This is a genomic window from Kitasatospora sp. NPDC101176, from assembly GCF_044768035.1.
Taxonomy (GTDB): Bacteria; Actinomycetota; Actinomycetes; order Streptomycetales; family Streptomycetaceae; genus Kitasatospora.
Genome location: NZ_JBIWPA010000013.1, coordinates 184979 through 198708 on the forward strand (window position 1 = coordinate 184979; position 13730 = coordinate 198708).

Annotated in this window: 10 protein-coding genes; 1 reads left to right on the top strand and 9 read right to left on the bottom strand. The window is 74.9% G+C overall.

Annotated features, from left to right (window positions below):
- Positions 1-39: 39 nt before the first annotated feature.
- Positions 40-720: a hypothetical protein gene (locus tag ACIRS1_RS20220; protein ID WP_402841601.1), complete on the bottom strand. Its 681-nt coding sequence runs from the start codon at positions 718-720 to the stop codon at positions 40-42.
- Positions 717-1460 carry a class I SAM-dependent methyltransferase gene (locus ACIRS1_RS20225; RefSeq protein WP_402841603.1) on the bottom strand — a complete coding sequence of 248 codons (744 nt, stop codon included), beginning with the start codon at positions 1458-1460 and terminating at the stop codon, positions 717-719. The genes ACIRS1_RS20220 and ACIRS1_RS20225 overlap by 4 nt, the downstream gene beginning before the upstream one ends.
- A 308-nt stretch (positions 1461-1768) precedes the next feature.
- Between ACIRS1_RS20225 and ACIRS1_RS20230 the strand changes: the two genes are divergently transcribed.
- Positions 1769-4141, top strand: coding sequence for a glycosyl hydrolase family 18 protein (locus ACIRS1_RS20230; RefSeq protein WP_402841605.1), 2373 nt, complete (start codon positions 1769-1771; stop codon positions 4139-4141).
- A gap of 131 nt (positions 4142-4272) precedes the next feature.
- Here the strand turns inward: ACIRS1_RS20230 and ACIRS1_RS20235 are convergent, their stop codons facing one another.
- The 7 genes from ACIRS1_RS20235 to ACIRS1_RS20265 form a co-directional block, all read right to left on the bottom strand.
- The gene (locus ACIRS1_RS20235; protein WP_360218986.1) at positions 4273-5043 is read right to left on the bottom strand and encodes a hypothetical protein; all 771 of its coding nucleotides are present in this window, start codon (positions 5041-5043) and stop codon (positions 4273-4275) included.
- A gap of 1423 nt (positions 5044-6466) precedes the next feature.
- Complete coding sequence (locus tag ACIRS1_RS20240) at positions 6467-7876, bottom strand: family 2B encapsulin nanocompartment shell protein (protein ID WP_360218989.1); 1410 nt, start codon at positions 7874-7876, stop codon at positions 6467-6469.
- Between the two features lie 493 nt (positions 7877-8369).
- Complete coding sequence (locus ACIRS1_RS20245) at positions 8370-9353, bottom strand: hypothetical protein (protein WP_402841609.1); 984 nt, start codon at positions 9351-9353, stop codon at positions 8370-8372.
- 91 nt (positions 9354-9444) lie between these two features.
- Positions 9445-10173, bottom strand: a complete 729-nt coding sequence (locus ACIRS1_RS20250) for a DUF1963 domain-containing protein (protein WP_402841611.1) — start codon at positions 10171-10173, stop codon at positions 9445-9447.
- Between the two features lie 323 nt (positions 10174-10496).
- Positions 10497-11009 carry a hypothetical protein gene (locus tag ACIRS1_RS20255; protein ID WP_402841614.1) on the bottom strand — a complete coding sequence of 171 codons (513 nt, stop codon included), beginning with the start codon at positions 11007-11009 and terminating at the stop codon, positions 10497-10499.
- Positions 11010-11309: 300 nt separating this feature from the next.
- Entirely contained in the window at positions 11310-12764 is a 1455-nt protein-coding gene (locus ACIRS1_RS20260) for a PLP-dependent aminotransferase family protein (protein WP_402841617.1), read from the bottom strand.
- Positions 12765-12852: 88 nt separating this feature from the next.
- Entirely contained in the window at positions 12853-13374 is a 522-nt protein-coding gene (locus ACIRS1_RS20265; protein WP_360219004.1) for a universal stress protein, read from the bottom strand.
- Positions 13375-13730 lie beyond the last annotated feature (356 nt).

Sequence of the window (13730 nt, forward strand, 5' to 3'; positions counted from 1 at the left end):
CGACCGCTGGGTCGGCGTCCCGGTGCCGTGAGGGGGGCGTCAGGCGTCGCCGGGGAGGAGGTGTTGGGGGAGCTGGTGGAAGGTCCAGGGGCCGGTGGTGGGGCGGGTGAGGGTCCAGATGAGGTCGAAGCGGTCGGGCCAGGTGGTGGGGGCGCCGCTGGTGGTGGCGCCGAGGGCCTCGATGATGCGGGGGATCCGGGAGTGCTCCCAGCTGATCAGCACGGGTTGGGCGCCGGCGAGGGCCGCGGTGGCCAGGGCGGTCTCCTGGGACTCGGCGTGGGTGGTGTCGACGGTCAGTCCGAGGCGGGCGGCCAACGGGGTGACGGTCTGGCGCATCCGGTGGGCCCCGGCGAGGGGGCCGCGGTCCGCGGCGGCGAGGATCCGGGCCGGGGTGCGCAGGCCGGGGGCGGGCGGGTCGAAGAGGGTGGGCAGGGCCTTGGCGCGGGCCCAGCCGCGTTCGGTGAGGGACTTGCCGTCGTGGGCGCCGTTCTCGTCGAGGCCCGGGTGGTCGCCGTCCGGTTTCTCACCGTGCCGGACGATCATCACGAAGGCGGCGCCTCCCGCGTCGCTCGCCCGGGCCGCGGCGGCCTCCCCGGCCGCCTTGTGGCCCGCGGCGGTGGAGCAGCCGACCAGCAGTGGCGGGACGGCGCCGGCGGCGGCTGCGGCGGCGAGGCCGGTGAGCAGGGTGCGGCGCCCGGGCCGCGGGGCGGGCGCGCTCACGCGGTGCCCCGTTCCAGCCGCACGAGGGCGTCGATCGCGACGCCGCGGCCCTCGCGCTCGTGCCCGGCTTCGTGCCCCGGTTCGCGACCGGCTTCGTGCCCCGGCTCGTGTCCGGCTTCGCGCCCCGGTTCGAGGCCGACCGGCCGGTGCACCCGTTCGGCGCGGATGGTGCGCAGTCCGCGGTCGGCGAGGTCGGCGAGGACGTCCTCCGGGGTGAACAGCACGGCCGGGTCCTGCGGGCCGCCGACGCCCTCGGTGAGGTTGCTCAGGTCGTGGCCGACGACCAGGAGGGTGGCGCCGGGGGCGAGCGCGTCGGCGGCGTGGCGCAGGGCGGCCCGGCGGTCCTCGGCGGGGAGCTGGAGGTAGGCGACCAGGATCAGGTCGTAGCCGCCGGCGGGGGCGTCGAAGCTGCGGGCGTCGCCGTGCCGCCAGGTGAGCCGGTCGGCGACCTCGTCGGGCAGGTCGGCGGTGAGCCGTTCGGCGCGTTCCAGGGCGACGGCGGAGAAGTCGAGGCCGGTGACCTCCCAGCCCCGGGCCGCCAGCCAGATGGCGTTGCGGCCCTCGCCGGCGGCCAGGTCGAGCGCGTGGCCGAGCGATCGGCCGGGGGCGCCGGATGGGGTGCCGGACGGGGCGTGGGCGGGCTGGTGGTCGGCCAGTTCGCGGACCACCCAGCGGTTGGGCTCGATGCCCCAGAGCAGCTCGCTCCTGGCGTAGCGGTCGTCCCAGTCCTTGCTGTCCATGGCGAGTCCTCCGTCCGGCGGGCCTGCTCGGTAGCGGTCAACCTACCCGCCCCGGGATCGGGCGGCCGGGAGCGGTCCGGCAGACGGACATCCTCGACGGCGGGAGCGGACACCCTTGACGGCGAATATTGGTCCAGTCCAATCTGTGATGTCGTGACACGAGCGGGTCAGTAGGCCCGCCGCGTCCGCGCACCGTCCGTCAGCCCGCGCCACCCTGCCCGCGCGCCCCCACCGCGCCCGGGCCGGCTCCCCCGGCCCACCCGGGCCACGCACCGCCGGAACCCCCACACATCCGGAGGACACACCGCATGCACGACCGCGTCATGCCCGCACGGCCCGCCGAGCGGGCCACCGGCCGCCGGGCCGCCTCGCGCAGACGGGCCACCGCCCTCGCCCTCGCCGCGACGCTCAGCACCAGCGGCGCCGCGCTCGCCCTGACCCTCGGCCCGGCCTCGGCCGCGACCGTCAACCTGCTGGCCAACGGTGACTTCGAGACCGGCACGCTGACCGGCTGGACCTGCACCAACGGATCCGTCGTCACCACCCCGGTGCACGGCGGCGGCCACGCGCTCAGCGGCGCGGCCTCGGCCTCCGACACCGCCCAGTGCCAGCAGACCGTCGCCGTCCAGCCGAACACCACGTACACGCTGTCCGGCTTCGTCCAGGGCAGCTACGTCTACCTCGGCGCCACCGGCACCGGCGTCAACGCCTCCACCTGGACGCCCGGCGGGACCGGCTGGAACCAGCTGAGCACCACCTTCACCACCGGCGCGGCCACCTCCTCGGTCAGCGTCTTCACGCACGGCTGGTACGGCACCGGCGCCTACTACGCCGACGACCTCACCCTGACCGGCCCGGCCGGGCCCACCTCCACCGGCAGTCCGACCGCGACCGCCAGCCCGACGGCCTCCACCAGCCCCACCTCCACCGGCAGTCCGACGGCGAGCACCAGCCCCACCGCCAGCGGCAGCCCGACGGCGACCACCAGCCCGACGGCCACCGGCAGCCCCACCGCCACCGGCAGCCCCACCGCGACGGCCACCGCGACGGCCACGGCCACCGGCCCGGCCGGGGACGGCAAGGTCACCACGCCCACCGGCCTCGCCGTGGGCAAGGTCACCTCCGGCGCCGTCGTGCTCACCTGGAAGCCGTCCACGCTGACGTCCGGCGACGGCCCGGTCGCCTACAAGGTGTGGTCCAACGGCCAGCTCGTCGCCACCTCGATGGGCACCTCCGTCGCCGTCAGCTCGCTGCTGCCCGGCCGGAGCTACACCTTCAGCGTCCAGGGCTACTCCGGCGGCCATGCCTCCGCCCAGTCCGCCGCGGTGAGCACCACGACCGCGGCCGCCCCCGCCCAGAAGCCGGTCCGCTCGGCCTACTTCGACCAGTGGGGCATCTACGAGAACGCCTACACCCCGAAGAGCGTGGACACCAGCGGGGCCGCCGCCAAGCTGGACGTCGTCCACTACGCGTTCGCCAACATCGACCCCACCAGGTTCACCTGTTTCCAGGCGGTGAAGGCCTCCGACTCGGCCAACGAGTCCAACCCCAACGCCGGTGACGGCGCGGGCGACGCGTACGCCGACTACCAGGCCGACTACAATGCGGGCACCAGCGTGGACGGCAGCGCCGACACCTGGGAGCAGCCGCTCAAGGGGAACTTCAACCAGCTGCGCCAGCTGAAGGCCAAGTACCCGAACCTGCGGTTCACCATCTCGATCGGCGGCTGGACGTACTCCAAGTACTTCTCCGACGCGGCCGCCACCGACGCCTCCCGGAAGGCCTTCGTCTCCTCCTGCGTCGACATGTTCCTCAAGGGCAACCTGCCGACCGGCGTGGCCGGTGACGCCTCCGGCGGCGCCGCCTCGGCGGCGGGCCTTTTCGACGGCGTCGACCTCGACTGGGAGTACCCGGCCTCCGCCGGCGGCCACACCGGCAACCACTACTCCCCCGCCGACAAGCAGAACTTCACCCTGCTGCTGAAGGAGTTCCGCACCCAGCTGGACGCCCTCGGCTCCGCCCAGGGCAAGCGCTACCTGCTGACCGCGGCGCTGCCCAGCGGCCAGGACAAGATCGCCCAGCTGGAGACCGACAAGATCGGGGCGTACCTCGACTACGCCGACGTGATGTCCTACGACATGCATGGCGCCTGGGACGCCAAGGGCCCGACGAACCACCAGGACCCGCTGCACGACAGCCCGGCCGACCCCACCACGCCGATCACCCCGGGCACCCGCAAGTACAACGTGGACACCATGCTCGCCGCGTACACCACCGGCCTGCCGGAGTACGGCATCCCCGGCGGGTTCCCGGCCGGCAAGATCGTCCTGGGCATCCCGTTCTACTGGCGCGGCTGGACGGGCGTCCCGGCCGGCTCCGACTTCGGGCTCTACCAGAGCGCGACGGGCCCGACGGCCGCCAAGCCGCTGAGCCAGGAGGCCGGACTGGCCGCCTGGAAGGAGCTCAACCCGACCGCCGCGAACACCCACTGGGACCCGGTCACCGAGAGCAGCTGGGTGTACGACGGCACCAACTTCTGGACGGGCGACACCCCGCAGGCCGTCCAGGCCCGCGGCGCCTACGCCAGGAGCAAGGGTCTCGGCGGCATGTTCGCCTTCTCGCTGGAGAACGACGACGCCTCCGGCACCATGCTCAACTCCCTGGACTCCAGCCTGCGCTGACGTCCGGCACCGGTGACGGCGGAGGGCCCGCGCGGATGTCGCGCGGGCCCTCCGGCCGTGGCGGGTCGGCTCCGCACACCGGGCCCGGGCGGCCCTGGCGACTCGGTTGCGCCACACCGGCACGCGGCGGTTCAGTCGCTCAGCCCGAGGGACGGGAAGAGGTCGACGAACGGCTGGGTGGTCACCGAGACGCTTCGGCCGAACGGGTCGTCGAAGTCCCAGATCATGAACAACAGGAAGGCGATCAGCGCACTGAAGCACCCCGCGAGGACCAACTCCCGTGGGGTGCGCCGGATCTGCAGCGCGAACAGCATGCCGACGGTCACCACGGCGCCGCTGATCAGGCCGAACCAGACCACGCCCGGCATGGTCGGGCCGGCGTTCTGTCCGCGGGAGTTGCGGGCGGCGTCGGCCTGGCTGATCCGGTCCATGATCGGCTGGTAGGACTGCGCCTCCAGCTCGGAGGCCGGCGTCCGGGTGGCGACGTCCGACCGCAGTTTGTCCAGCAGTTCGGTGCCCTTGTCGGAGATCTCGCCGTTCTCGCGCATGTAGTCCCACTCGACCTTCACCACGTACGAGACGTAGGCGTCCACGTCGGCGCGGACCTTGTCGCGGAACTCGGCCGGGTAGATCTGCGCCCGGTCGCTCACCTCCTGCAGGGCCTGCGCCTCCTGGAACACGTCGTCCTGGGCGGCGCCGCGCGCCTCCCAGACACCCGCGATGGCGAGACCGAGCACGATCGCGTAGACCACGCCGATCATCATCGTGATGTACTCGATGACGTCCGGGGTCTCGTCGGCGTTCTTCTCGGCTCCCACCCGGCGGTGCCGCAACAGCACCACGGCGACCACGACGGCACAGGCCGCCGCCATGGCGATGGCCAACGCCACCCATTCGGACATGGGAACTCCCTTCTCTGACTTGGCTCGTGACGGAACTGGAGGATTCGGGGACGGACCGGGCACGGGACGGCCCTGAACGGGTGGACCGGAGCGGACGGCCCTGAACGGACGGCCCCGACGGGTGGAGCGGACCGGTCCGGAGCGGCCCCGGACGGAAGGAACCGGAGCGGACCGGAACGGGCACCGACGGATCCGGACGGGCCGGCCCCGGCGGTACGCCGGTCAGGACCGCCCGGAACGGCCTCGGCCGCGACCCGGCCGCAGCGCGGCGGCCGCCAGGACGGCGGGCACGGTGACCAGCAGCATGGTGGTGGTCGGCGGCGCACTGTGGTGGGCCTGCACCGGGGCCGGGGGGGTCGCCGCCCGGACGCGGTAGACCGGCGGCGCGGCGGGGGCCGGCGCCGCCGGCGGGTCGACCCGGGGGACCACCGGTACGGGTGGGGCCGGCGGCGCGGGCGCGGGTGGCGCGGGCGGGGGCGGGGCCGGCACGGCCGGTGCGGGTGGCGGCGGGGGTGACGCGGCCGGCGGGGTGGGCACGGGCGTCGGGCTGGGCGGCGGCGTCGGAGCTGGGGGCGCCGAGGGGGTCGGGGAGGCCGTCGGGGTCCGCGTCGGAGTCGGAGTGGGCGGCGGCGAGGGCCTGGGTGTGGCGCTCGGCGACGGGGTGGGGGTCGGGCTCGGCGTCCGGGTGGGGCTCGGAGTCGGCGTGGGGGTCGGCGTGGGGGTCGGTGTCGGGCAGGGATGCGGGTGGTGATGGTGGTGGTGCCACCACCAGTCCCCGTCGTCCCCGTCGTCCCCGTCGTCCCAGTCCTCCGGTCGGCCGGGCTGGTGCCGGGATCCCGCGGTGGGCCGGGGCGAGGGCGTCCCCGGTAAGGGCGCGGCCTTCGGGGTGCGGCACGGGTGGTGCCCGTGCGGGGGCCGGTGGTCCTGGTGCCGCGCGTCGGCCGTCGGGGCTACGGTGACCCCGACCTGGACGTCGACGTCCACGCCGACGCTGACCTGTGCACCCGGCCCGACCTGTACCGAGACGTCCGTCTCGGTGCAGACGCAGGTGTCCACCACCGGGCCGTGCGGGTGCCCCCCGCCCTGGTGCTCGGCGCCGGACGCCGAGGCTCCGCCGACCAGCGCGCAGATCGCGACCACGCCGACGGCGGCGCCGACCAGTCGGGTCCGTAGCCCGGGGGCCGCTCCCCCACCGCCGTCGAGCGATATCCGTCGGGACTGCCGGCGCTGCGGCATGGGTTCCACTCACCTCTCGGGTCGCCTGGGACGGAACGGGATCCGACGCGCTCGGGCGGGGCCGGGGCCACCTGGCCCGAGCGGACGTGATCAGCCGGACGGCCCGCCACCCGGGCGGGCCGTCCGTCATCAGTTCAAACGATCTTCGAGCCGACCGGTTACGGCCCCGGCTCGTTGTGCAGCGTCCTCAGTGGCGGCGGTGGGCGATCTCGACGTTCTCCAGCACACCGACCGCGTCCGGCACCAGGATCGCGGCCGAGTAGTAGGCGCTGACCAGGTAGGAGATGATCGCCTTCTCGTCGATCCCCATGAAGCGGACCGACAGCGACGGCTGGTACTCGTCCGGCAGTCCGGTCTGGTGCAGGCCGATGACGCCCTGGTTGTCCTCGCCGGTACGGATCACCAGGATGGAGCTGGTGTTCTCCTTGGTGATCGGGATCTTGCTGCAGGGCAGGATCGGGACCCCGCGCCAGGCCGGCACCTGCTGCCCGCCGAGGTCGACGTGGTGCGGGTAGAGGCCGCGGGCGTTGAACTCGCGGCCGATCGCCGCGATGGCCTTGGGGTGGGCGAGCAGGTAGTCGGGGTCGCGGCGGCGGTTGAGCAGCTCGTCCAGGTCGTCCGGGGTGGGCGGTCCGGAGTGGGTCTGGATCCGCTGGTCGAAGTCGGCGTTGTGGAGCAGGCCGAACTCGGGGTTGTTGACCAGCTCGAACTCCTGGCGCTCGCGCAGCGCCTCGATGGTCAGCCGCAGCTGGTGCTCGGTCTGGTTCATCGGCTGGTTGTAGAGGTCGGCGACCCGGGTGTGGACCTTGAGGATGGTCTGCGCGACGCTCAGCTCGTACTCGCGCGGCCTCAGGTCGTAGTCCACGAAGGCGCCGGGCAGCTGGTACTCGCCGTGGTGGCCGGCCGACATCGCGATCTCGGCCTCGCCGCGCTCGTTCTGCGCCTGCTGCGGCAGGGCCAGGAACGACGCGAGGTGCTCCTGGAGGCTGGGCGCGTTGTCGCGGATGGCGGCGAAGGCGTCCCGCGTCAGGGTGAGGGCGACACCGGCGGTGGCGGTCGTGGCGGTGAAGTCCCAGACGGCGTCCGGGTCGAGCAGGGCGTCGTCGCCGAAGCGGTCGCCGTCACCCGCCACGCCGACCACGGTCTCGTCGCCGTACTTGCCGGTGCCGATCTTGTTGATCTTGCCGTGGGCGATCAGGAAGATCCGGTCCGCCGCGTCGCCCTGGGTGGCGAGCACCTCCCCGGGGCCGAAGTCGCGCTGCTCGCAGCGGTCGGCCAGGGCGGTGAGCACCTCCTCGTCCTCGAAGCCGCGCAGCAGGGCGAGTTCGCCCAGTTCGGCGGGGATCACCCGGACCTGGGAACCGGTCTTGATGAACTCCACCACGCCGTTGCCCACGGTGTAGGTGAGCCGGCGGTTGACGCGGTACGCACCGCCGTGGGCCTCGACCCAGGGAAGCACCTTGAGCAGCCAGCGGGAGGTGATCTCCTGCATCTGCGGGGCGGACTTGGTCGTGGTGGCGAGGTTGCGGGCAGCGGCCGTCGTGAGGCTGGACTGCTGCGGGACCTGCTGTGTCTCCGGGCTCGTGTCCACGGGCATCGGCAGGGGTCTCCATTCATCTGGTACGGATCACGCGGTCAGGGTCGTACGGGGTCAGGACCGTACCGACCGCCCTGGCGCCTCTGGGCGTGACGAATCATCAGACCCGCGTACTGGTGGGGGTGTTGGCGGCTCATCGCGATCGCGCCACCGTCTCCCCGGTGGCCCATCCGGAACCCTAGATCACCACGGCCCGGCCCGGCCCGCACGGAGGCCGACTACCCCCCGATAGGGTGAATCTGGAGCCTTCCCGTCGCGATCGGGCCCCAGGTCGCGAGAACATCCGTTCGCTGCCGGGAACCCCGTGCCGCCGGGGCCCATCGGCGGTACCCGAACCACCGGGCACCGGCTCCCCGCGGCCGTGCCGGGACGTCAACCCGACGCACCGGAGGACGGGTTGCCGTCCCCCGCCGGGCGGCCGACCGCCCCTCGCACGGGCCGGCTCACCGCTGCACAGGCCTGCCGACGGTCCTGCCGTCCGCCCCGGCGCCGCCTACCGACCGCTCCCCCGGCCGTCGCCCCGACCGTCCCGCCCGCCGCGGCCGCCGCGGGCCCGGTGGCGGCGGTACCAGAGGGCGCCGACCACCGTGGACAGCACCGTCACCACCAGGAGGAGCAGCGGCCACCGGCTGTCCCCGATCCGCAGGCCCGCCAGCAGCACCCCGAACACCGCGCCGACCGTCAGCAGCACCGAGAACACGGCCTGCACCGTGGCGCCCAGCACCCCGGGGTGGAGCCCCCGCCGCGCCGGGCGGTTGCGGCCGGCGCCGCCGAAGTGGAACGCGACCGCCCGGTCGGCCAGCCGGTCGGCGGCCTTCGCGTAGGACACCCCCATGTACGGCAGCCAGACCAGCGGGACGACCATGCCGACCAGCAGGGTCAGTCCGAGGGCCGCCCAGGAGGCGGCGACCCGCCACCGGGGCGGCGCCGGGTCGGTGCCCTCGCCGGTCAGGCCGAGCAGCCGGGCCATCCGCCACAGCAGCCCGCCGAGGCCGCTCAGCCGGCCCTTCTTCGGCGGCTCGGCCCCGGCGTCGTCGGCCGCCGGAAGGCCGGCCAGCGCCCGCTCGGCCGCCGGGACGTCCGGGTGGACCCCCTGCAGCACCAGCAGCTCGGCGGCCCGGGCCGGGGCCGCCGGGTCCTTCCCCGCCAGCGCGGCGAGCTCCAGCATCAGCTGCCCCTGCTCGAGCAGCGCCGTGCAGAAGGCGAACGGCACCAGCCAGATGAACGGCCCGCCGACGAAGGACCCCTCCCCGACGCTGACCCGCCGGGCGTGCTCGACGACCGCCTCCACCAGCTCGGCCTGCGGGGCCTGCGGGTGCCCGGCCCGGAGGCCGGCGACGTGCCGCGCCGCCCGAGGCCCCCGGTGCCGTACCGCGAACACGGCGAGCTGCTCGGCCATCCGGGACGGGTGCGTGCGGATCGACCGGAGCAGCTCCCCGACCGGGGGCTCCGAACCGTGGGTCGCCTTCGCCGCCATGGCCCGCCTGTGACCGTCCGTGACCGTGGCGCCGCCCCCGGGGGGCGGCGCCCCTGCTGTCAGCGTAGGCCCGGGGTGCCCCCGCGTCCCCTCAGGCCACCTCCACCCCGTGACGGACCCGGTCGAAGCGGCCGGCGGCCAGATCCTCCTCGGGGATCCAGAAGGAGACGTTGACGGCCTCGCCCCAGGCCGCACCGGCCGCCCAGGCGTCGACCTGGAGCAGCGGCCGGTGCCCGTCGTAACGCGCCGTGTCGGTGTCGCACCAGCCGAGGACCCTGACGTCGGGCCGGTCGAGGTGGTCGGCGAGGTCCCGGGCGAGGTCGAGGGCGACCAGGAAGTCGTCGGGGAAGAGCCGCTCCAGCTCCGGATCCTGGTAGGAGGGCGCGGACAGCGCCCAGCGCGCCCGGACCGGCGCCTCGGCCAGCACCGCAACGGCCCCCTCCGGCGGCGCGGCTCGCGTCGGCGCGGTCACGGGGACGTGCAGGACCCGGCAGTCCCGGCCGGCGAAGTCGGTGAACCCGTCGTCGTGGAAGAACAGCAGCAGCCCGTCGGCGGGCAGCGGCCGGCTCCCCCCGCCCGCCCGGAAGGCCTCGGCGAGCCCGGCGCAGTCCAGCCGGGCGACGAGCTGCATCGGACGGCCGGCGTGCTCCGGCCAGTCGACGCCGTCCGGCAGGGCGGGCAGCCCGCCCAGGCACCCGGCCACCGTGCCCTCGGCCGCGTCCGTGGTCAGCGCCAGGGACGGGCGGAGCAGCCGGTCGACCTGCGGTGCCGTCCGGGCGTCCACCCGCGCGCGGATGGCGGCGTACATGCCGTACGGCATCGGCGGCACCGGGGCGTCGGCCGGACCGGCGGGCGGCGGCGGAGGTGACGGTGACGGTGACGGTGACGGTGGTGGAGGCGGTGACGGCGGTGACGGCGGTGACGGCGGTGGCGGTTGCAGCGGTTGGGCCATGGGCGCAAGCCTGCCACCCGGGTCCGACACCGCGGACGGCCCGTCAGGTGCCGGTACGGGGGCGGCCGGCACCTGACGGGTGAACGGGGGATGCGCAGTGGGGGTGCGACGGCGGGTGCCGTCGCTGCGGGGCGGGGACGGCGCTCGCCGGGCCGCTGCGGGCGGCGGGGCGGGCGACGGCCGGGGGTCCGTCAGGAACAGGCGATCTGGCTGCCCGGGATGCCGACGATGCCGGAGTTGTTGGCCTCACCGCCCTTGTACTCGTAGTAGAGGTACGAGTAGAAGTCGATGCGGGTCCGGTCGCCGCAGGACGAGTCCGGCGCCACGCTGTAGGTGACCGTGAAGCTGCTGCTCTCGCCGGGGGCGAGCGGCACGTTGTACCGCGCGATGCCGCCGTGGACGTTGTCGCTGCAGCCGTTGGTCTGGGTGCCGCAGGCCGTCGCGGTGTACTTGAGACCGGTCTCCAGGGTGGTCTGGTAGGTCGGCTGGACGCTCTGGTAGACGAACTGGATCGGCGTGTCGTACGGGTTGCTGAGGGTCAGGGTGAGCGTGAACTCACCGCCCCGGGCGGTCGTCTGCCGATCGGAGACGGCCGTGAAGGGCAGCGGGGTGTCGGCCTGGGCGGGTGTGGCGGAGAGGAGCAGACCGACGGCGAGGGCCGGGCACGCCGCGAGGGCGGCACGGCTCAGAAGTGTTCTGCGCATGCCCAAGGAGCGTAGGGGGCGGTACCGCTTCCGATGCTCCGCTCCGCCCCGATCCGTACCGACGCAGCAGTCGGCGGCGGACGCCGGGGACCGCTCTGCCGCGTTCCGCCCCCGCCGTCCGCTGTGGGGCCCTATGCTTCGCCGGCCCGTTCGACCGGACGTCCCGACGGCTCCGCCCGACCGGATTTCCCGACGGCTCCGCCCGACCGGACTTCTCGACGGCTCCGCCCGACCGGACTTCTCGACGGCTCCCGCCCGCCGCCCGTGTCCGGAGGCGTTCCCGCGGGGGCCGGGTCGGGGTCAGGCGGGCGGCGGCAGGACGTCGCAGAGCGCGGCCAGCGCCGCCGGGTAGGCGTGGTCGGAGGGCGTGGCGTAGCCGACGACCAGCCCGTCACCGGCCGGCACGGCCTCGGCGCCGGCGCCCGGGTGCCGGTAGTCGGCGAGCCCGTCGAGGGCCAGCCCGCGGCGGGCGGCGGCCTCCAGCACCGAACGCTCGGTGCCGGGCTCCAGTCGCAGGACGGCGTGCAGACCGGCGGCGATCCCGGAGACCGCGACGTGCGGGGCGCGCGCGGCCAGGGCGGTCACCAGCCCGTCCCGGCGCTCCCGGTAGCGGCGGCGCATCCGGCGCACGTGCCGGTCGTAGCCGCCGGAGTCGATGAACTCGGCGAGGGTGAGCTGGTCCAGGACGCTGGCCCAGGCCTCGCGCTCGCCCTTGGCGGAGAGCACCCGGTCGACCAGGTGGTCCGGCAGCACCATCCAGCCGAGCCGGATCGCGGGCGAGAGGCTCTTGCTGACCGAGCCGAGGTAGACCACCCGCTCCGGGTCCAGGCCCTGGACGGCGCCGACCGGCTGCCGGTCGTAGCGGAACTCGCCGTCGTAGTCGTCCTCCAGGAGGAGCCCGCCGCGCCCGCGTGCCCAGTCGACCACGGCCGCGCGGCGCCCGGCGTGCAGCGGGCCCCCGGTCGGGAACTGGTGCGCGGGGGTGAGCAGGGCCGTCCTGACCTCCGGGTGCAGCGCCAGCTCCCCGACCTCGGCGCCGTCCTCGTCGATCGACAGCGGCACGGTGGCGACTCCGGCGGAGGCCAGCAGCCCGTGGTGGAAGGCCAGTCCGTACGCCTCGACGGCCACCGGCCCGTTCGCCCCGGGCGGGAGGACGGCCGCCGGGCCGGAGAACAGCAGCCGCAGCGCGTGGGCGAAGCCTGAGCAGACCACGATCCGGTCGGGGTCGGTGCGCACCCCGCGGGCGCGGGCCAGGTACTCGGCGAGGACGGTGCGCAGTTCCCGCCGGCCCTGCGGATCGCCGGGCCCGAAGGCCTCGTTGGGCGCCGCGGTGAGGGCACGGCGGGCCGCGGCGAGCCAGCCGGTGCGAGGGAAGGACGCGGCGTCGGGCTGCCCCTGGCGCAGGTCGTGCGCGGGGCCCGAGCGCTCCGGCGGCCGGCGGGCCCCGGCCGGCGGCACGGGAGCGGCACGGTCGGCGACGGTGGTGCCGGAGCCCTGACGGGCGGTCAACCAGCCTTCGGCGACCAGTTCGGCGTAGGCCTCGGCGGCGGTGTTGCGGGCCAGCCCCAGGTCGGCGGCGAGGGCCCGGTACGGCGGGAGTCTGGTCCCGGGCGCGAGCCGGCCGCTGCGGATCGCCTCGCGCAGGGCCGCCATCAGCGCGGCGCGGCGGCCGCCGGTGACGGGGAGGTCGAGGTGCAGGTCGCTGCCGGTCGGGTGGGCGGGCCCGGTGGGGTGCACGCCCGGCGTTTCCGTCATGGTCACGCACCCTACCCGGACCCGCCGGGGCCCCCGCGAGCGGTCCGGGCCCGCCCGTGGAGCCCCGCGGGGCATCCGCCGAAGGGCCTCAGGGGACGACGGTGACCGGCCAGCGGCCCGCCTTCACCAGGCGGACGGCGACCGAGCCGATCACCCGGTGGCCGGCCTGTTCGGAGGTGCCGACCACGACGGCGTCGGCCCGCAGCTCGTCCGCGAGCTTGGCCAGCCCCGTGTAGGGGTCGCCGCGCAGGGTGAGGAATCGCCACTCGACGCGCCACACCTCCCGCACCCGGTGCTCGGCCTCGCGCAGGGCCGCGAGCAGTTCCTCGGCGATCTCCTGGGTGGTCTCCTCCACCGCGGCGCCGGCCAGGGCGGTGGCCGCGCCGAGGACGGGCTGGACGTACGCGACCGCGAGGACGGCGCCCTGCCGGCGGGCGAGTCCGGCGGCGTAGGCGGTGGCGCGCCAGGAGGAGTCGGAGCCGTCCAGCCCCGCCAGGATCACCTTGGGGCCGTCGGTCCCCAGCTCGAAGCCGGCGGGCGCGACGGCCGCCCCTGGGTCCTCGGCGCCGCCGACGGCCTCCGCGTCCTCTGCATCGCTCTCGTTGCTCATGGATCGAGGCTATTCCGGCCACGGTGCGTCACGGCGCCGGGTGGTCCGGGTGAGGGTTGTGGTGCGGGCCACCCGGGCGGCGGGAGCCGGCGGCGGCTTCCGCACCGGGTGTGGGGCGGGTGGTCACGCGCTGTCGACGATGTGCGCGGCCTCACACGACTCCCGGGGTGACCGGGGCCACTTTCCGGCCCGATTCGATCGTGAAAAACGGGGCATTTGGCTTCAAATCATCCCAATTACTTGATCCTTACGACCGGTAATAGCACCCTGACGTGCCCAAACCTTCGAATCCTTGAAACCCCCACCACCACCCCCGTACCTTCGAACCCGTTGCACCGAGCACACAGCCCCCGGGC